Source organism: Streptomyces sp. NPDC006385 (assembly GCF_040612485.1).
Lineage (GTDB): Bacteria > Actinomycetota > Actinomycetes > Streptomycetales > Streptomycetaceae > Streptomyces.
On the sequence record NZ_JBEXQG010000074.1, the window covers coordinates 10672 to 30370 of the forward strand.

Consider the following 19699-nt stretch of genomic DNA (forward strand, 5'->3'; position numbering starts at 1 on the left):
CCCTTCCATGGGGTGGGGGGATGGGGGAACTACCACGCCCTCAAGGTGAGGACGTGGTCTTCTCCGGCGACCAGGTGGAGGGATCGCGTGCCGGATGAAGTGCGGAGTTCGACGCGGTGGGTGCGGCTCGGTCGGATGACGGCGGTGACGCCGTCCCGCGTCCAGGTGAGGTCGATCCGGGCACCGAACCGGGTGCGCACACCGCGCAGTTCGCCGCTCGGGTACGCCGTCGGCAGCGCGGGCAGCAGGACCAGCCGGTCCGGTGTCGACTGCACGAGCATCTCGATCAGTACGGCGGGCAGGGTGTGCGCGGCGTCGGCGTTGTAGACGTCGCGGTTCGGGTAGTGGGCGCTCATCAGGGAGGCGTGGAAGAAGTCGCCGTCCAGGACCTGGCCGAGGGCGTGGGCGAGGCGTTCGCCGTCCCTGAGCCGGGCCGCGACGAGCGCGTGGTGGAGGTGGCCGTGCGCGGAGTCGTTCTCGGCGCCGCGCAGTTCGAGGGCGCGGTGGGCGGCGGCCGCGAGTTCGGGGGTGTCGTAGGCGGTGATCTCGTCGAGCGGCCAGACGCCGTAGAGGTGGCTGAGGTGGCGGTGGTCGTAGGAGTCCGCCAGGCCCGGCCAGGCCCATTCCGCCAGCGCCCCGTCCTCGTTGATCCGGTGCGGCGGGAGCCGGTCGGCCAGGGCGTGCCAGCGGTCGGCGTCCGGGGTGTCCGGGTGGTAGTCGGCCGCCGTGCGCAGGGCGTGGCGGGCCGCCGAGAGGTCCATGGCGGCGTTGATCGTGCCCCAGCTCGCGTTCGCGGGGCGGTTCTCCGGTGAGTAGGAGGGGACGACGACGAGGTGGCCGTCGTCGTCGGTGCGGGTGAGGAAGTCCTCGTAGAACAGGGCGACTTCGGCGAGGGCGGCCGCGGTGCGCGGGTCACGCGTGCCGTGGGTGTCGTCGTGGTCGACGAGCGGCTTGAGCAGCCAGTCGGCCCCCGCGGTCCACAGGTGCAGGGGGTACTCGCGGCGGAAGTGGTACGCGTGGCCCGACTCGCCGTCGGTGTGGGCGGGCGCGACCACGCCCCGGGTGCCGAAGATCGCGCGGGCGTTGTCGCGCCAGTCGGGCAGCTGGCGGTGGATCAGCGCGGCGTGGGCCTCGGTGACCTCGGGGAGGGCGGCGGCCGCGGCGCAGGCGGTCTGGAGGTTGAGGTTGGCGTCGTTGGTGAACGCCCCCGACCAGGCCGTGTTCCAGTCGCCGGTCCACAGGCCGGTCAGGCGGGGCGGGAAGAGGCCGCCGGAGGACAGCAGGTGGTAGCGGCCGGCCGCGAACAGCCGCTCCAGCAGGGCGGCGGCACGTGGCCGCTTCAGCAGCTCCGAGCCGGACAGGGCGCGTTCGGCCGGGGCGGCGGCGAGATCGAGGGTGACGCGCGCGTAGGCGGTGCGGTGGCGGGCGACGTGGCGTTCGAGGAGCTCGTCGTAGTCCATGGGCAGGTCGCGCAGGGCGCGGCCCTCCGCGATCACGTCGAGTTCGCCGGTGTGCCGCCGGACCCGGGTGAGGAGCAGCACGGACCGGGCTCCCTCGACGTGCGCGCACGGCGGGGCGAGGGTCGTCGTGCCGCCGGTGACGGCGACCAGGGTGACGCCGGTGAAGGCGCGGTCGCTCTCCGGATAGCGGGCGCGCAGGCTGAGCAGGGCGCCCTCGGGGGTGACGACGGCACCGTGACCGACGCCCAGTGCAGCCGGGGCGCCGGGGAGACGGTGGTCCAGGGAGACGTCGAGGGTGAGACCGGGGGACGTGATCTGCTGGACGATCACGTCGTCGGCGCGGGAGACGAAGACCCGGCCGGTCCAGCCGGCGCAGGTCGCGCGCACGACGCCCGTCGTGAAGTCGACGTCGCGGCGGTAGTCGTGGCAGTCGTCGGCGGGCCGGACCAGCCGGACCTGGAAGGCGGGGTGGAAGGGCTGCACCGACTGGTGCGGACGGCCGTCGGTGAAGCTCTCCGCGGCGGTGCGGTCGCCTGCCAGGAGGCGGTCCTGGAGTGCGGGCAGATCGGCGGCGAGCCGGGGCGGCCGGCGGTGCTCGGGGGCGTCACCGCTCGGCCGTACCAGGGTGTGATGCGTGACGACGACCCGCTCGTCGTTCGGGTCGCCGAACACAAGGGCGCCGTGATGGCCGTTGCCGCTCAGGAAGGCGTCCTCCCAGCGGGCGGCCGGGTGCGGCTCCCAGGTGCCGTGGACGGGACCGGTGATCGCGGTCATGGCCGGAGCACCGCCGCGCCGTAGCGGCCGAGGGTGACCCGGTCGGTGACGGACGTCCCCGTCAGCAGGTCGTGGTGGATGCCGGGCACCTCGACGGTCACCGGCTCACGGCCGTGGTTGAGCACGAACAGCGCCTCGCCCCGGCGTACGGCCTCGACCTGCTCCGGCAGGCCGTCGAGCACCGGCCGGACGCCCGCGCCGTCGGCGATCCGGGCCAGCAGCTCCCGCAGCGCCTCGGGCTCCGGGAGCGTGGAGACGTACCAGGCCCGGCCCTTGCGCAGCACGGCGGGCAGTCCGTCGAGCTCGCCGCCCTTGTACGGCACGGTCTCGGCGGCGGTGCCGTCGGCCTCCAGCTCCTCGGACCACAAGGACCCCTGGAAGCCCTCGCAGGAGACGCTCTCCCCCGCGTCCAGCGGCCACCACTCGTGCAGCGTGCGGATGCCGAACAGCTCGCGCAGCCGGGCGTCCATACCGCCGGGGCGCACGCGGTCGTCCTCGTCGGCGACGCCGGTCTGGAAGCCGCAGACGAGGGTGCCGCCCCGGCGGACGTGGGCGAGGAGGTTCTCGACGGCCGCGTCTGTGAGCAGGTAGAGCTGGGGTACGACGACGAGCCGGTAGCCGGACAGGTCGTGCTCGGGGTGGGCGAAGTCGGTGGTGAGGTGGGCCTGCCACAGAGCCCGGTGCCACGCCCGGAGCACGTCGGCGTAGTCGACCTGGTGGGACAGGCGGCCGTCCTGGGCGCCGGCCCACCAGGAGTGCCAGTCGTGCAGGACGGCGACGTCGGCGGTGCCGTGCCGGCCGGACACCTCCGGGGCGATCCGGGCGAGGTCCGCGCCGAGCTGCTTGACCTCCTGGTACGTACGGCCCTCCGCCCCCGCGTGGCTGACCATGCCGGAGTGGAACTTCTCCGCGCCCTGCCGGGACTGCCGCCACTGGAAGTAGCAGACGGCGTCGGCGCCCCGGGCCACGGCCTGGAGGGACCACAGCCGGTTGAGGCCCCGGGGTTTGGGGTGGTTGACGCCCCGCCAGTTGACCGGTCCGGCCGCCTGCTCCATGAGCATCCACGGCCCGCGTGCCTGGGAGCGGGTCATGTCCTGGACGAGCGCGCCGTTCTGGGCGCCGAGCGGGTCGCGCGGGTCCGGGTAGAGGTCGACGGAGACGACGTCCTCCTCCGCGGCCCAGCGCCACGCGTCCTGTCCGAACCACAGCGGCATGAAGTTGCTGGTGACCGGCAGGTGCGGGGTGTGCCGCCGGACGATGTCCCGCTCGGCGACGTAGCACTCCAGGAGCATGTCGGAGGTGAAGCGCCGGAAGTCCAGGACCTGGGTGGGGTTGCGCATGTAGTGCGGCAGGCGGGGCGGCAGGATGCCGTCCCAGGTGTCGTAGCCCTGGCTCCAGAAGGCGGTGCCCCAGGCGGTGTTGAGCGCGTCGAGCGTGCCGTACTTCTCGTGCAGCCAGCGGCGGAAGGCGGCCGCGGCCTCGTCGCCGTAGTCGAAGGTGCAGTACTCGTTGTTGATGTGCCACATCGTCAGGGCCGGGTGGCCGCCGTAGCGTGCGGCCAGGTCCTCGGTGATGGCGGCGGCGTAGCGCCGGTAGGTGGCGCTGGAGTGCGAGAAGTGCTGCCGGCCGCCCCACCACTCGGTGCGGCCCTCCTCGGTGACGGGCAGGGTGTCGGGGTGCAGCCGGCCCATCCAGGGCGGGGGTGCGGAGGTGGGGGTGGCGAGGACGACGCCGATGCCGTTGTCCCGCATCAGGTCCATCAGCGTGTCCAGCCAGCCGAACTCCCGGGCGCCCGGCTCCGGTTCCAGCTTCGACCAGGAGAAGACACCGAGGGTGACCGAGTTGACGCCGGCCGCCTTCATCAGCCGGACGTCCTCGTGCCAGGTCTCCTGCGGCCACTGCTCCGGGTTGTAGTCGCCGCCGAAGAGGAGACGGCCCCGGGTGGCGTCGCTCAGGTCAGGCCCTTTTCGTTCCGGCATCAGGCGGGCTCCCCGTACTGCACGCCGCGCCCGTTGGTGGCGATGTAGACCCGGCCGTACACGCGCGGGTCACCGGTGACGGCCGCGCCGATCCAGCCCCACTGGTGCTGGTCGTCGTTGATCCGCACCCAGGTCCTGGCCTCGTCGTCCGAGCGGTACACGGCGGTGATGGCCTCGGTGGAGCCGACCATGTAGATCGCCGGGTAGGAGGCGCCCTCGGCGGCCTTGCCGAAGCCGAGCGTGTACGACGCCCAGCAACTGGGGACCTTGGTGAAGGTCGCGCCGCCGTCGGTCGAGCGGTACAGCCCGTTCCACTTGGTGCTCAGCCACAGGTCGCCGGAGCGGCCCGGGGCTGCGGTGAGCTGGAACTCCTTGTCGCCCGACTTCAGTCCGGTGGCCCGGGCGGCGAAGGTCAGGCCGCCGTCGGTGCTGGCGTGCAGCGTGCCCGTGGCGGTGTCGAAGGCGTAGAACCGCTTCGGGTCGACCGGGTCCGCGACCAGGACGGCGCCCTTCGGCAGGGCGGTGACCTCGGACCAGGTGGCGCCGTTGTCCGCCGAGCGGTAGGCCGGGTACAGGGTGCCGTCCCAGTGCGCGAAGGACCACAGCAGCACGCTGCCGTCGGCGTTGGTGACGATCGGTCCGGGCGCGTCCTTGGCGAGGGCGGGCTGCGCCTTGAAGGGCGCCCAGGTCTTCCCGCCGTCGTTCGAGTAGGCGCCGTTGCCGTGGTCGCCCCAGCCGGTGCGCACGACGTACGACGGCTTGGCGGCGGCCTGCGCGAGACCGGTGGCCGATCCGAACACGGGGTTCGTGGCCATGCCGCGCGACGGGGACGCGGTGAGCCGTTCGTGGTACAGCACGCCGATGTCCCGGGAGCCGCTGATCAGGTGCGCCTCGCCGGCCGGCGGCGAGAGCAGCTGGACGACGGACGCCTCCTCCAGGCCGCGGATCTGCGGGGCCCAGTGCTTGAGGTCGCGGGTGCCGTAGAGGGTCGCGCCGGTGCCGTAGACGACGTGCTCGGAGTCGTACGGGTCGAGCGCGACGGCCTGGATCCACCAGCCGAACTTGGGCTTGTCGCCGCCCCACTTGAGGTAGGGGGTCTCGGAGACGTCGAAGACGGCCGTGTCCTTCAGGGAGGTCCAGGTGCGGCCGCCGTTCGTGGAGCGGAAGACGGTGTCGATGTCGGCCCAGCGGTTGTTCGTGGAGACGACGAGCGTGCCGGGGCGGCGGGCGTCGACGGCGACGCCGCCGTAGCCGAAGTTGTCGGCGGACCCGTCGGCCGTGGTGCCGCCGGGCTTCACGGGGGTGACGTCGCTCCACTTCCCGTTGGTGGTGCGCAGCTTGTGCACGCTGCCGTTCGACTGGCCGTTGGGTCCGGGCGCGTTGGCGTACGTCACGTACAGCTCGCGCGTGTGCCTGTCGTACGCGGCGCGGATCGGCACCTTGGCGGCGGTGCCGGTGGGCTGCCCGGGGACGGGCTCCCAGGTCGTTCCGTCGGACGTGCGGTACAGGTTGGGCTTGCCGGCCGTGCCGTCGGAGTCACCCCAGCCGGCGTAGACGGTGCGGCCGGCGGCGACGAGGAGGGTGATGCCCTGGCCGGTGGCGCCGGGCGTGGCCGGGAAGCTCGCTGCCCGCCAAGTGGCGCCCCGGTCGGTCGACTTGAGCAGTCCGTCGTGCCGGGTGCCGAGCCACAGGGTGTCGCTGTCCCGCGGGTCGACGAGCAGCCGCTCACCGCATCCGCGCCCGTCCTCGTTGGCGCCGAGCTTCACGGTGAGGTCGGTGCGCTTCCAGGTCGCCCCACGGTCCTCGGACCGCAGCACGGCCCCGTTGCCGGCCCAGGACTGCGCGTAGGTGCCGAGGGCCAGGTACAGCCGGTTCGGGTGGGCCGGGTCGACGGCCATGGCCTCGGCGCCGAGCAGGTTCCAGTCGTCCCAGCCGATGTGGTCGGTCAGCGGGATCCACCGGTCGGTCCGGTCGTCCCAGCGGTAGGCACCGCCGATGTCGGTCCGGGCGTAGGCGAGGCCGCGCACGGAGGGGTGGAAGAGAACCCCGGTGATGAATCCGGTGCCGCCCATGACGGCGTTGCGCCAGCGGTAGGCGGTCCCCGCGGCGGCGGCCGCCGGCGCGGCGGCGTGGGCGCGTCCCGTCAGGAGCGGAGCGGTGGTGAGCGCGGCGGCGGCCGCGGTACCGGCGAGAACGGCACGTCTGCTAAGGCGGGACGCGTGCATGACACATACCTCGTCGTTCTGAAAAGGAAGGGGGGGAAGCGCCCCGAAGGGGCGCGGAGCGGCTTCGATGGGCCGACCACGGTCACGCCGATGCTCGCGGGCGCCGATCAGCCCTTGACGGCCCCGGTGAGCATGCCCTTCTTGAAGTGCTTCTGGACGAAGGGGGAGAGGACGGCCACCGGCAGCAGGGCCATCACCATCACCGCCATCTGGATCGCGAGCGGCGAGAGCTGACCGGTGTTGATCTGTGCCTGGAGGCCCACCGGGCGCTGCTGCATCTGCACGAGCTGGATCATCACGTTCTGCAGCGGCATCATGTCCTGGTCGGTCAGGTAGATCGACGCGTTGAACCAGGCGCTCCAGTAGCCCACGGCGTAGAAGAGGGCGATCACCGCGAGGACCGCCCGGGACAGCGGCATCACGATCTTCCACAGGATCCGCCAGTCACCGGCGCCGTCGATGCGGGCGCTGTCGACCAGCTCCTGGGAGATGTTCATGAAGAACGCCCGCAGCACCAGGATGTTGAAGACGCTCACGGCGCTGGGCAGGATCAGCGCCAGATAGGTGTCCGTCAGGCCGAGGGCCTGCACCAGCAGGTAGGTGGGGATGAGGCCGACGCCGAAGAACATCGTCGCCAGCAGCGTCACCAGGATCCAGCGGTGGCCCAGCGAACCGCTGCGCGACAGGCCGTACGCGCACAGGACCGACACCGTCATGCTGAACAGGGTGCCGACCACGGTCACGCCGATGCTGACCAGGGCGGCCTTCTGGACCTGGCCGCCGCTGAGCAGTTCCTGGTAGGCGATGAAGGTGATGCCTTTGGGGATCACCACCAGGCCGCCCGCCTCGTCGATGGTCTTCTTCGACTGGAGGCTGGTGACGATGACGATCCACAGCGGGAAGAGGATGGACAGGCAGGCCAGGGACAGGGCGATCCCCTTGCCCGCGACTCCCGCCTTGGAGGGCGGCTCCTCCCAGACCGGGCGGGGCGGGGCCGCCCAGCGGCTCGGTTTCCTCACGCGCGGCACGTCGTCGGGCGGAGTGTCGAGGACTGCGGTCATTTCTTGTACACCCCCTGCTCACCCATGAGGTGTGCGACCTTGTTGGCGACCAGTACGAGCGCCAGTCCGACCACGCCCTTGACGAGCCCGGCGGCGGCGGCATAGCTGAAGTCCTGGTTGCGGATGCCGTTCCACCACACGTAGGTGTCGAGGACCTCGGAGGCGTGGACACCCACGGCTTGTCGTTGGAGGAGCAGTTGCTCGAATCCGACGGTGAGGGCGTCGCCGACGCGCAGCACCAGCAGGAGGGCGATGACCGGTCGCAGGGCGGGCAGCGTGATGTGCCACATGCGCCGCCAGCGTCCGGCGCCGTCCATGGCGGCGGCCTCGTACAGGTCGTTCGAGACCGAGGAGAGCGCGGCGAGGAAGACGATGATGCCCCAGCCCGCGTCCTTCCAGACGCTCTGGGCCGTGACCAGGTACTTGAAGACCTCCGGGTCGGTCATCAGGTCGAAGCCCTCGTAGCCGTGCTGGCGGAGGGTCTGCGCGATGATGCCGGCGCCGCCGAAGATCTGCATGAACACGGTGACGACGAGGACCCAGGAGAAGAAGTGCGGCAGATACATGACCGCCTGGGCGACCGCCCGCACCCGGGGCCTGACCACGCTGTTGATGAGCAGCGCGAGCAGGATCGGGATCGGGAAGTAGAGCACCAGCTGGAGGAAGAACAGGACCAGGGTGTTCTGCACCGCGTGCCAGAAGGCCGAGTCGGCGAAGATCCGCTCGAACTGCTCGAAGCCGATCCAGGGGCTCTGGAACATGGCGACGAAGCCGTTTTCGCTGAGGTACGGGTCGTAGTCCTGGAAGGCGACCACGTTGCCGAGGATCGGTATGTAGTTGAAGACCAGGATCAGCAGGACCGCCGGCACCGTCATGAGGATCAGCACGCGGTCACGCCTGAATCTGATCCTCAGGCTCAGCTTGCCCGAGTCCTTCCCGCCACGGGTCCGGCGTCCGGTGTCGCCACCGGATGCCGCCGGAGTCCTGGCAGGGGTCTTCGCCTCGGTCCTGGTCCGAGGCACCGTGCTGTGGGACACGGCCTTCTCCTTGCCTGGGCCGCCGGTCAGTTCGCCGAGCCGTTGTCGTCGAGCAGCTTCTTGTACCAGTCGCGCAGGTCGTCGCCGCCCTTCTTCTTCCAGTCGGACACGGCCCGCTGCACGTCACTGATCTTCTTGCGTCCCCGCACGACGTCGTCCTCCAACTGCTCGAAGTCGTCGGCGAGGTTGGCCCAGCGGGTGGGCTCGGTGACGGTCAGCCCGTAGAAGGAGGACTTCTTGGTGAAGGCGCCCATGCGCTGCTGCCACTCGACGATGCCCCGGGTGATGTCGGGGAAGTCGGGGTAGGCGACGTACGGTGCCGGGTTGCCCGTGAGGTCGTAGGTGCTGTTGACCTCGTTGATGCCCTGCTGCGTCTTGACCGGCAGGCCGTCCTTCACCGTGTAGTCGGTGCCCTCGACGCCGTAGGCGGTGAGCATGAACTCCTTGGTGCCGTAGGGGGCGGCGCAGAAGTTGCAGAGCGCGAGGAAGTCCTTGATCTGCTGCTTGCTCGCCTTCTTGCTGATGAAGGTGAACATGCCGCCCGGCTGACCCGCCCACAGCGTGGGGTCGCCGCCGTCGGGGCCGAAGACGTCGATCGCGCCCATGTCGAACTCGGGGTTCTGGGTCCGCTGTTCGGCCATCTTGCCCCACCAGTCGGAGATGTTGTTGTTGTAGACCAACACCTGCCCCGCGGTGAAGCGGTTGCCCGCGCTGCCGCCCGCCTTGCCCGAGACCGCGTCCGGGTGGACCACCCCCGCCGCGTAGAGCTTGCGCGTCCACTCCAGGGCTTCCAGGTACTGCTCGGTCTCGATGCGGTTGACGAGCTTGCCGCCTTCGAGGTTCCACCACAGCGCCTTGTCGCCGCCCGGCTGGACACCGAAGACCTGGAGGGCCGTCCACTTCATGTCGTCGCAGGCCCAGACCTTCGACTTGGCCCTGGTCGCCTCCTTGGCCCAGGACAGGAACTCGTCGGGGCTCTTGGGGACGGTGTAGCCCTCCTTCTCGAAGAGGTCCTTGCGGTACAGGGCCGCCATGCCGGTGACGTAGGAGTTCGGCATCGGGATCGCGCGGAGCTGGCCGCCGAAGATGCCCCGCTGCCAGGCGTCGCTGGGCACGGCCGCGAGGTTCGGGTACTCCTTGGCCTTGTCACCGGACAGGTACGGGCCGAGGTCGGCGAACTTGGCGTTGATGGCGGTGGGTATGCGGCCCGTGAGGTTCCAGTCGGGCACCACCACGACGTCGGGGATCTCGCTGGAGGCGAGGACGGCGCCGAGCTTCTGGTCGTAGGTGACGCCGTCCTGGTTCTGCCAGGTGATGTCCACGCCGATGGCCTTGTTCATGGCCGTGTAGTACGGGTTGTCGCCCTTCGGCGGGGTGCCCCAGAACGGGGCCATGATCTTCAGCTTGCCCCCGCTGCCCAGCTTCTGCGGCACCGAGGTCTTCAGCTCGGCCGCCGGGATCGCCTTGGTGAAGCCGGCCGGCGAGCCGTTCTTCGAGGGGATGTCCGGGGTCACGACGTTCGATGCGACGAAGGCCGGGAGGATCTTCGCGGCGTCCTTGCCCGACGTGGCGCCCTCCTTCCGGCCCTCTTGCCCACCGCCGCAGGCGGCGAGCAGCGGCATTCCACCGGCCACCGCTGCGGTGGCGACCGCCGTGGAGGCGAGGAAGCTTCTCCGGCTGGGTCCGGAGGAGGCGGAGGCGGCGTTCGGCGTCATTGCGTCAACCCTTCATGGCGCACCTGGACACCCGGCGGTGGGCCGTCGGCTGCGGTGTCGTAAGTGGAACTGGCTGAGCTGAAGCGGTCCTGCGACCACTGCCGAGGAGCACCCGTCCCGGAAGCGGGCGAGCCTCGTTGTCGGCGTAGTCGAAGCGCTTCGATGTTGCTGCGAGGTTAAGTGAAGGCATGGGGGCGCACAAGGGTCGATTCCAAGATTCCTCCGAGGTGTGGAGGATCCGACCGCACTCTTACGACGCTTGAAATAACGGTCAGGAGTCGGAGTTGTTGCGCCGGGGTGTCTTGACACCCGCCCCTCGGTCGAATGAGCATCGAAGCGCTTCGAAAGCGCCTCGCCGCACCATCGCAAGGGGATCCCCAAGTGACCGCACACACGACGCCTACGCCGCCTTTCCGCGATCAGCGACTGCCGTTCGCGAAGCGCATCGACGACCTTCTGTCGCGGCTCACCCTCGACGAGAAGATCGGGTTCCTGCACCAGTTCGCGCCCGCGGTCGAGCGGCTGGGCGTCGACGCGTTCCGCACCGGTCAGGAAGCCCTGCACGGCGTGGCGTGGATGGGTCCGGCCACCGTCTTCCCGCAGGCGGTGGGCCTCGGCGCGACCTGGAACACCGATCTCGTACGACGGGTCGGCGAGGCCGTCTCCAAGGAGACCCGCGCGATGCGCGCCCGCGACGACCGCGTGGGACTGAACGTCTGGTCCCCCACCGTCAACCTCCTGCGCCACCCCCTGTGGGGCCGCAACGAGGAGGGCTACTCGGAGGACCCGAAGCTCACCTCGGCCATCGCCACCGCCTACACCCGCGGCCTGCGCGGCGACCACCCGACCTACTGGCGCACCGCGCCCGTCCTCAAGCACTGGCTGGCCCACAACAACGAGACCGACCGGTCCACCTCGTCGAGCTCGGTCCGCCCGCGCGTCCTGCACGAGTACGACCTGCGCGCCTTCCGCGAGACGGTCGAGGCGGGCGCGACGGCCGGAGTCATGCCGGCGTACAACCTGGTCAACGGCCGCCCCAACCACGTCTCGCCGTATCTGCGCGAGCACCTGCGCGCCTGGACCGACGAGGACCTGCTGGTCTGCTCGGACGCGGGCGCGCCCTCCAACCTGGTCGACTCCGAGCACTACTTCGACACCCACGAGGAGGCGACGGCCGCCTCGCTGCTGGCCGGCGTCGACAGCTTCACCGACCACGGCACGGACAGCTCGGAGATCACGGCACGCGTGCGGGGCGCCCTGGAGCGGGGGCTGCTGACCGAGTCGGACCTCGACACGGCGATCCGCCGCCAGCTCTCGGTCCGCTTCCGGCTCGGCGAGTTCGACCCGGAGTACGACCCGCACGCGCTCACCAAGGACTTCGACACCCCGGCGCACCGCGCCCTCGCCCAGGAGGCCGCCGAGCAGGCCGTCGTACTGCTGAAGAACAGCGGCGACCTGCTCCCGCTCGCCCAGGACACCCGGCTCGCGGTGGTCGGCCTGCTCGCCGACGAGTGCAAGCTCGACTGGTACAGCGGCACGCTCATCCACCGCTCCACCCCGCTGGAGGGCCTGTACGAGCGGTTCGGCGCGGACCGCGTGGAGTTCGCCGAGGGCGTGGACCGCGTCCTGCTGAAGACCTCGGCCGGAACCTTCCTGCACGTCCCCGAGGCCGACGCCGCCGACGCGGTGCGCGGCGCGGAGGGCGCCCTCGACCCGGCCCTGCTCGCCGGCCGTACGGACCTGCCCCCGCTCACCGCCGCGCCGACCGGCACCGAACTCGCCCTCGTCGACTGGGGCGAGGGTGTGCTGACCCTGCGCGCCCCCGACGGCCGCTATCTGTCCGTCGCCGAGGACGGCTGTGTCCGCGCCTCCGCCGACCAGCCCGGAGGCTGGGTCGTCCAGGAGACGTTCCGCCTGGAACCGCACGAGAACGGACACCTCCTTCGGCACATCGGTACGGGTCTCCACGTCTCTGTCGCCGCCGACGGCGTCAAGGTTGCCGAAGCGGACGGGGAGATCTTCGAGCTCATCGTCGTCGAACGCGGCGAGGACGCGGTGGCCAGGGTCACCTCACAGGCGGACGTGGTCCTGGTGGTCGCCGGCAACGATCCGCACATCAACGGCCGTGAGACCGAGGACCGCACGACCCTCGCCCTCCCCGCCCACCAGGAGCGCCTGCTGCGCGCCGCCCGCGCGGCCAACCCCAACACGGTGCTGGCGCTGGTGTCGGCGTACCCGTACGCGGTCGACCACGCGGAGGTGCCGGCGATGCTGTGGACGGCGCACGGCGGCCAGGCGGCCGGCACCGCCCTGGCCCGGATCCTGGCCGGCGACGTCTCCCCCGCGGGCCGCCTCCCGCAGACCTGGTACGCCGACGACGCCGACCTGCCCGACCTCCTCGACTACGACGTGATCGGCGGCCGGCAGACGTACCTGTACTTCGAGGGGACCCCGCTGTTCCCGTTCGGGCACGGCCTGTCGTACGCGACCTTCGCCTACGGCGACCTGGACACCCGGGTGGCGGACGACGCGCTGCACGTCTCCTTCACGGTCACCAACACCGGCGACGTGACGGCCGACGAGGTCGCCCAGCTCTACACGCGCGCCGTGGAGCCGACGGTGCCGCGCCCGCGGCGGGAACTGGTGGCGCACAGCAGGGTGCGGCTGGAGCCCGGCGGGAAGGCGACGCTCACCTTCGAAGTCCCCTTGTCCGCCTTCGACTTCTGGGACGTCGCGCGGAGCGGATGGCGCCGCGAGCCCGGCCCGTACGAGGTGCTGGCCGGCGCCTCCAGCGAGGACATCCGGCTGCGCACGACGCTGATCCTGGACGGTGAGGCCGCCGCGCCGCGTCCCGTTCGGCAACGCGGCCTGGAGGCGGCCGACTTCGACACGCACAGCGGCATCGCGATCGTCGACCGTACGAAGACCTCGGGCGACGCGGTGACGCCGCTGCGGGGCGAGGCGGGAGAACTGGTCTACCGGGACTGCGACTTCGGGGACGGCGTCACGGAGGTGACGGCGACCGTGTCCGGAGACGGCGCGGTCGAGGTGTCGCTGGACGGCGGCCCGGTGCTCGCCGTACTGACGTCGGACGCGTCGGAGGCGGGCCCGTACGCCTACGCGTCGCTGAGCGCCGGGATCATCGCCGAGGGCGTCCACGACGTCCACCTCAGGCTGCGCGGCACGCTGCGGCTCGCGCACGTCGGCTTCTCCGGTTGAGGGTCCGGAAGAGGCCGGCCATGAGAAGGGGCCCGGCACCGGAAGGCATCGGTGCCGGGCCCCTTCGGGACGGCGATCTCGCGTCAGCCACGACCATACATGAAAATGGTTCCCATTAGCCAGGGAATTCCGGATCCTCGGGAAACCCGGCGAGAAAGACCGACGGCCGGAGCCCCCGCACAGCGGGCTCCGGCCGTCCGTTCACGGGGTGCTCACAGAGCGAGCCCGGTCAGGACCAGCACCCGCTCGTAGGTGTAGTCGTCCATCGCGAACCGCACGCCCTCACGACCCACACCGGACTGCTTGGCACCGCCGTACGGCATCTGGTCGGCGCGGTAGGAGGGGACGTCGCCGACGACCACGCCACCGACCTCCAGTGCCCGGTGGGCGCGGAAGGCGGCCTGCAGGTCGTGGGTGAACACGCCCGCCTGGAGGCCGTACTTGGAGTCGTTGACGGCGGCGAAGGCGGCGGCCTCCCCGTCGACCTTCTGCACGGTGAGGACGGGACCGAAGACCTCCTCGCAGGCGAGGGTGGCGCCGGCCGGTACGTCGGTGAGGACGGTCGGCGCGTAGGAGGCGCCGTCGCGCTTGCCACCGGTGAGGAGCTTCGCCCCGGCGTCGACGGCCTCGTCGACCCACGCCTCGACACGCTGGGCGGCCTCCTCGCTGACCAGCGGCCCGACATCGGTCGCGTCGTCGCTGGGGTCGCCGGTGACCTGGGCCTCGACGGCGGCGACGATGCGCGGCAGCAGGCGGTCGTACACGGAGGCGTCCGCGATCACCCGCTGCACGGAGATGCAGGACTGGCCGCCCTGGTAGTTGGAGAAGGTGGCGATGCGGCCGGCGGCCCGGTCCAGGTCCGCGTCGGAGGCGTAGTCGGCGAGCACGACCGCCGCGCCGTTGCCGCCCAGCTCCAGGGTGCAGTGCTTGCGGGGCACCGAGTCCATGATCGCGTAGCCGACCTTCTCCGAGCCGGTGAAGGAGATCACGGGCAGGCGCGGGTCCTGGACTAGCGCGGGCATACGGTCGTTGGGGACCGGGAGGATGCTCCAGGCGCCCGCCGGCAGGTCGGTCTCGGCCAGCAGCTCACCGATGACGAGCCCGGACAGCGGGGTGGCCGGCGCGGGCTTGAGGATGATCGGCGCGCCGGCGGCGATGGCCGGGGCGACCTTGTGGGCGCAGAGGTTGAGCGGGAAGTTGAACGGCGCGATCCCGAGCACGACACCCTTCGGGAAGCGGCGGGTGAGGGCGAGACGCCCCTGGCCGCCGGGGTCGGTGTCCAGCCGCTGGGCCTCACCGCCGTTGAACCGCCGGGCCTCCTCGGCCGCGAACCGGAACACGGACACGGCACGGCCGACCTCGCCGCGGGCCCACTTCATGGGCTTGCCGTTCTCGGCGGAGATGAGCCGGGCGATCTCCTCGGTCCGCTCGACGAGCCGCTTGCTGACGTGGTCGAGGGCGGCGGCACGCACATGGGCCGGCGTCGCGGCGAAGTCCTCGCGGACGGCGTACGCGGCGGCCACGGCCTCCTCGATCTGCGCGTCCGTCGGCACGCTCACCTTGCCGACGGTCCGCCCGTCCCACGGGGAGGTCACATCGAAGCTGTCCTCGCCGCCGACCTGGCGGCCGGCGAGCCAGAAGGCGTAAGTGGAAGTCATGTGATTTCCCGGCCCTTCCGCGTTGGGGGTGTCCTGGTGTGTCGGGGTCCACGGTAGGGGGGCGGGGGCGGAGGGGCGTTTGTCCGGGGTGGAGTGGTGGGGGTGGGGGGTGCGCCGGTTTGGCGGGGTGGGGGGTGCGAGCCGGGAGATCTCGCCCCCGCCGGGCGGGGGCGAAAACCGTCTACTCGGCCGACGTCGCCTTCAGCGCCAGCCACAGTTCCATCCGCACATCCGCGTCGTCCAGCGACCGCCCCAGGATCTCCTCCACCCGCCGCATCCGGTAGCGCAACGTATGCCGATGCACGCCCAGATCCGCGGCCGCCGCGTCCCACTGACCGTGCCGCGACAGCCACGCCCGCAGCGAGGCGACCAGATCCCCGCGCCCCGTCGCGTCGTGCTCGTGCAGCGCCCGCAGCAACCCGTCCGCGAACGCCTTCACCGCGTCGTCGGCGAGCAGCGGCAGCACCGACCCCGCGGCCAGTTGCTCGTGCTCCACGCACACCCGCCCTCGCCGCCGGGCCACCGACACGGCCTGCTCGGCCTGCTTGTAGGCCGCCGCCGCGGCGATGGGCCCGGCCGGCGCCGAGAGCCCCACGACCAGCTCGTCCTCGTCGGCGTGCCCCTCCGGTACGGCCCCCGCGCGTGCCGCCTCCAGCGCCGCCGCGTGCTCCGCGCACGCCGCCACCGCGGCACCCCCGTCCACGGCGAGCATCACCAGCCGCGCCGTCTCCCCTTCTCCTTCCGGCACCACGAGCACCGCCTCCCCGGCCCGGGCGGCCGCGGACTCCACGATCTCGGTGAGGGCACCGAGCGGATCACCGTTCGCACCCTCGGAGACGACGGCCAGCGCCGCGGCCGACGGCCGGCCGAGCGTCACCCGCGCCCCGGAGTCCACCACCCGCGCCGCCGACACCGACGCCGCCTCGGCGACGATCACCCGGAACGGCGCGTCCAGGAGGTCTCCGTACAGATCTCCCGCGACGGCCCGCGCGTGGTCCGGCTCCCCGGCGAGCAGCATGCGCAGCACCGCCGCCCCGACCCGCTGCTCGGCCGCGTGCAGCGACCGGGACCGCTCCGTCGTCAGCGTCAGCAGCGCGATCGCCGAGTGGACGGCGTACCGCTCCGCCGTGCCCGGTGCCGCCGCCGTGCCCACGGCGAGCGCCGCGCGCGGCCGGCGCCCCGTGCCCAGGGTGTGCAGCTCGACCCGGTCCTCGTGCTCCGGCCCGCCCACCACGGACGACGCCGGCGCGGGCCGCTCCCGCAGCCGCTCCACGTCCGCCGTGAGCCGTGCCGCCCGCCGCCCGGCCCACTCCGGCGCCGTCGCGACCACGGCACCGGAGGCGTCGTACAGCGCCGCCCAGCCGTTCACCTGCGACGCCAGTGCCGCCAGCAGCCCTTCCGGCCCCGCGGTCAGCGCCTGCTTGGTCAGCTCCCGCTGTGCCGCGAACCCCGCCGTGACCGCCCGGTACTGGTCCGCCGCGATCGCCGCCGACACCGCCTTGCTGATGGCGAGGAAGGGCGTACGGCGCGGCACCTCCAGCAGCGGCAGCCCCTCCTCCTCCGCCGCGTCGACCAGCGCCTTGGGAATCTCCTCGTAGTTGACGCCGATCGCGAAGCCGAGCCCGACCACGCCCGCGCCCACCAGCCGCCGCACATAGCGGCGCATCGCCTCGGGGTTCTCCGCGTCCAGCTTGAGCGCGGTGACGAGCAGCAGCTCCCCGCCCTCCATGTAGGGGACGGGGTCGGCGAGCTCGCTGACGTGCGCCCAGCGCACGGGCACGTCCAGGCGGTCCCCGCCCGCACGCACGGTCAGCTTGAGCGCGGAGTGGTGGACGAGCGAGGCGAGCGTGGGTGGCATGAGGCCTTCAGATCGGGTCCGTCTGTGTGGTCGTCGTGATCGTCTTGATCTTTTGGCCGCCATGTATGAACGACCTGTGACGATTCTGCCTCACCGTACGGTCGAGAAGTGCCCGGAAGTCCGGCACCTAGCCCCTCAGATCCACCAGCATGGGCGCCGCGTGTTCGCCCTTCACGGTGGTCAGTGAGAGCACCGCGTGCCCCGGTGGTAGCGCGTGTGCCAGTTCGGAAGCGGACCACCGCTCCCGCTCGACCTGGCGGACGGTGACGGCTTCCGTGGTCACCGCCTTGCCGGTCACCAGCTTGCGCAGGGCGTGCATCGCCCGGGTCATCGGCTGATCGGCGAACACCGTGTGCTGGGCGACGTCCTTGGTCTCCACCCACTCGGTGCCCCAGGCGTCGGCGAAGCGGCTGCCGTCCCAGGTCGTCACCCCGGACAGGGCCATCCGGCAGCCGACCGCCCCGTACAACGGTCCGTGGAGGACCTCGGGCACGTCGGAGACCGTGCGCAACGCGAGCACGACACCGGCGTTCTGCGAGCGCAGCCGCTGGATCCGGCGTACCGACTCGGGAGTGACCGTACCGGTGGCGTCGTCGAGGACCAGGCTGACGAAGTGGTCGCGTGCTCCTTCGCGCACGACCCCGGCGAACTGGGCCAGCACCAGCCGGGCGATCAGGCGGGAGACCTCCTCGTGACCGCGCTCGGGCAGGTCGATGCGGACCCGCAGGGGGTGGTGGGCGACAGCGCGCAGCGAGAACGGGCGGTTCGTCTCGCCGCCCGAGCCGAAGAACTCGGCGAAGGCGGGCCGGTCCAGCAGGGCGAGCCGGTCGGCGAGCACCGGTCCGAGGTCGCCGGGGGTGCCGGCCTGCCGGACGCGGGCCTCCAGTTCACGGCGCATCGCGGTGTGCCGGTCGTCGGCCAGCCGCTCGCGCAGCTCGGACAGGGGCGCTCGGCCCCCTTCCAGCAGCTCCCGCAGGACGGGCAGGGCGGGGAAGCGGCCGTGCGCCGCCCGGTAGGGGCCCAGAAGCTGGGCGAGGGTGGTGGTGGCGCGCTCGGCCCCGACGGTGTCGAGGTCCCCGGCCAGCGCCTCGGCGAGGAACCCGGCCGCCTCGTCGGGGTCCTCGGCATCCGCGTAGGGGTCGAGGTCGTACACGGACGTGGGGTCGCCGATGCGCACCACGACGTCGTACGACGAGTCCGCCCCGACCGCCGCGCCCGCGGCGCACACCACGACGACCGCGCAGCGGCCGGTGAGTGCCTGGAGCGCGAGGGACTCCACCACCGGGGCGATCACGTGCCGGGTCTTGCCGGCGCCCGACGGCCCGACGACCAGCAGCGACGTGGCGAGCGTGTCCCGATCGAGGGCCGCGCCCGCGCCGCCGTATGCCGGTGGGGTGCGCTCGGCGGGAGCCCACTGTCCGATGCGCACCTGCCCCGTGAGCAGGTCGTGCCGGGCGGCGCGGCCGGGCAGGTCCCGGGCGCCGGAGGGATGGGCGAACGCGGCGGCACCCTGACGCAGCACCACGTCCGTGAAGCCGGCCACCCGCCCCTGGCTCCGGGCCCGGCCCCAGCCGTGCTCGACGCGGGCGCAGTCCACGTCGTTCATCCGTCCCGCGAGCACTTCGGCGGTGAGCAGGTCCGCGGCCTGGTGCTGACCGGCCTCCCGCAGCTCGGGCCAGCGGGCCCGGGTCTGTTCGTCGACGGGCGCCGGGGCCTGGTCCCGCGCGGCACGGCCGCGTGCGGCGAGCAGGGTCCGGGCCAGGGGCCACCAGCCGCCGATCCGGGCGAAGGGCCACAGGACGAGGGCGGTGATGAGCGCGTAGAGGGCGTCCGTGGCCCATGGCGAGGTGTAGACCCCGTACCCGCCGCTGATCAGCGCGATGAGGGAGAACAACGGGTTCACCACCGGCAGCGCGTCCCATCCGACGAGGGGGAAGGCGTCCGGGAAGACGAAGCTGAGGGTGACGAGGGCGCCCAGGGCGGCCAGCAGCGCACGAGCCGGCTGAGGTCTGCCGCCGACGACATGGCGGACGACAGCGGGCCAGCTCCCCAGCCGGCCCACCGCGTACACGAGCACGGCGAAGAAGATCCCGCTGTACACCTCCAGGGCCTCCACCCCCGGATACTCAAGGGCCTGGCCCTCCAACCGCTTGGGGGAAGCCAGCGTGCCGCCCCACCACCAGTCGTCCGGGGTGAAGATCCGCAGGATCACGAACTGGTACGGGATCGCGCCGCGCCGCCAGAAAGACCACACCACGAGCGCCAGAGCAAGCGGGATCAGCATGCCGGCGACGGTCATCGGATTGACCCGCTCCGCGAGCGCGGCCTTCGGCGCCCGGTATCCGAAGCGCCAGATGCCGGGTCCGGCGTCGGCCCGGGTCTCGTTGAGCCAGTCGGCCACGGACGCACCCGGTGCATGCGTCGGCCGCGGCGGCACCGCGGGGACCTCCGGCGGCACCGCCGGGCGCGGCACAGGCGTCGCGTGCGTGCCCCGCGCGTCCTGCGTCCCGTCGCTGTCCATCGCCCTTGCCCCCTGACCAGCCGTTCCATCCACCATCAGCGAGCCAATCTAACGCCCTCGCCTGGGGAGTTCACCGCTTACGCGGCCGGGCGTCCTCACGAACGCCATGTCCACTACGGACAACCCGTCCGGCCGACAACGCCCACATGGAGCATGCCCACCCCCCACGTGCCGCCCTAGCCTGCGAGAAAA

General features: G+C 72.0%; 10 protein-coding genes. 1 reads left to right on the plus strand and 9 read right to left on the minus strand.

The window, feature by feature from the left end; genetic code table 11:
- Positions 1-29: 29 nt before the first annotated feature.
- The 6 genes from ABZ078_RS36610 to ABZ078_RS36635 all read right to left on the minus strand — a co-directional run bounded on the left by ABZ078_RS36610 (position 30) and on the right by ABZ078_RS36635 (position 10251).
- The gene (locus ABZ078_RS36610; protein ID WP_356582643.1) at positions 30-2234 is read right to left on the minus strand and encodes a glycoside hydrolase N-terminal domain-containing protein; all 2205 of its coding nucleotides are present in this window, start codon (positions 2232-2234) and stop codon (positions 30-32) included.
- Positions 2231-4213 carry a beta-galactosidase gene (locus ABZ078_RS36615; protein ID WP_356582645.1) on the minus strand — a complete coding sequence of 661 codons (1983 nt, stop codon included), beginning with the start codon at positions 4211-4213 and terminating at the stop codon, positions 2231-2233. Before ABZ078_RS36615 ends, ABZ078_RS36610 begins: the two co-directional genes overlap by 4 nt.
- Entirely contained in the window at positions 4213-6438 is a 2226-nt protein-coding gene (locus ABZ078_RS36620; protein ID WP_356582647.1) for a 1,4-beta-glucanase, read from the minus strand. The genes ABZ078_RS36615 and ABZ078_RS36620 overlap by 1 nt, the downstream gene beginning before the upstream one ends.
- 107 nt (positions 6439-6545) lie before the next feature.
- Positions 6546-7499, minus strand: coding sequence for a carbohydrate ABC transporter permease (locus ABZ078_RS36625; RefSeq protein WP_356582649.1), 954 nt, complete (start codon positions 7497-7499; stop codon positions 6546-6548).
- On the minus strand, positions 7496-8536 hold the full coding sequence (locus tag ABZ078_RS36630) for an ABC transporter permease subunit (RefSeq protein ID WP_356582651.1): 1041 nt from the start codon (positions 8534-8536) through the stop codon (positions 7496-7498). The genes ABZ078_RS36625 and ABZ078_RS36630 overlap by 4 nt, the downstream gene beginning before the upstream one ends.
- A gap of 26 nt (positions 8537-8562) precedes the next feature.
- Complete coding sequence (locus ABZ078_RS36635) at positions 8563-10251, minus strand: extracellular solute-binding protein (protein WP_356582653.1); 1689 nt, start codon at positions 10249-10251, stop codon at positions 8563-8565.
- 381 nt (positions 10252-10632) lie between these two features.
- On the opposite strand from ABZ078_RS36635, the gene ABZ078_RS36640 reads away from it, so the two are divergent.
- Positions 10633-13470 (plus strand): glycoside hydrolase family 3 C-terminal domain-containing protein, encoded by a 2838-nt coding sequence (locus ABZ078_RS36640; RefSeq protein ID WP_356582655.1) that lies wholly within the window; start codon positions 10633-10635, stop codon positions 13468-13470.
- Between the two features lie 212 nt (positions 13471-13682).
- Here ABZ078_RS36640 and ABZ078_RS36645 read toward each other — a convergent pair whose 3' ends face one another.
- The 3 genes from ABZ078_RS36645 to ABZ078_RS36655 all read right to left on the minus strand — a co-directional run bounded on the left by ABZ078_RS36645 (position 13683) and on the right by ABZ078_RS36655 (position 19507).
- Positions 13683-15128: an aldehyde dehydrogenase family protein gene (locus tag ABZ078_RS36645; RefSeq protein WP_356582657.1), complete on the minus strand. Its 1446-nt coding sequence runs from the start codon at positions 15126-15128 to the stop codon at positions 13683-13685.
- Between the two features lie 181 nt (positions 15129-15309).
- Complete coding sequence (locus ABZ078_RS36650) at positions 15310-16986, minus strand: PucR family transcriptional regulator (protein ID WP_356582659.1); 1677 nt, start codon at positions 16984-16986, stop codon at positions 15310-15312.
- Between the two features lie 127 nt (positions 16987-17113).
- The gene (locus ABZ078_RS36655; RefSeq protein ID WP_356582661.1) at positions 17114-19507 is read right to left on the minus strand and encodes an ATP/GTP-binding protein; all 2394 of its coding nucleotides are present in this window, start codon (positions 19505-19507) and stop codon (positions 17114-17116) included.
- Positions 19508-19699: the final 192 nt, after the last annotated feature.

Coding starts and splice junctions, on each gene's coding strand:
- ABZ078_RS36610 (WP_356582643.1), bottom strand. CDS start 2,234: ATGACCGCGATCACCGGTCCCGTCCACGGCACCTGGGAGCCGCACCCG.
- ABZ078_RS36615 (WP_356582645.1), bottom strand. CDS start 4,213: ATGCCGGAACGAAAAGGGCCTGACCTGAGCGACGCCACCCGGGGCCGT.
- ABZ078_RS36620 (WP_356582647.1), bottom strand. CDS start 6,438: ATGCACGCGTCCCGCCTTAGCAGACGTGCCGTTCTCGCCGGTACCGCG.
- ABZ078_RS36625 (WP_356582649.1), bottom strand. CDS start 7,499: ATGACCGCAGTCCTCGACACTCCGCCCGACGACGTGCCGCGCGTGAGG.
- ABZ078_RS36635 (WP_356582653.1), bottom strand. CDS start 10,251: ATGACGCCGAACGCCGCCTCCGCCTCCTCCGGACCCAGCCGGAGAAGC.
- ABZ078_RS36645 (WP_356582657.1), bottom strand. CDS start 15,128: ATGACTTCCACTTACGCCTTCTGGCTCGCCGGCCGCCAGGTCGGCGGC.
- ABZ078_RS36650 (WP_356582659.1), bottom strand. CDS start 16,986: ATGCCACCCACGCTCGCCTCGCTCGTCCACCACTCCGCGCTCAAGCTG.
- ABZ078_RS36655 (WP_356582661.1), bottom strand. CDS start 19,507: ATGGACAGCGACGGGACGCAGGACGCGCGGGGCACGCACGCGACGCCT.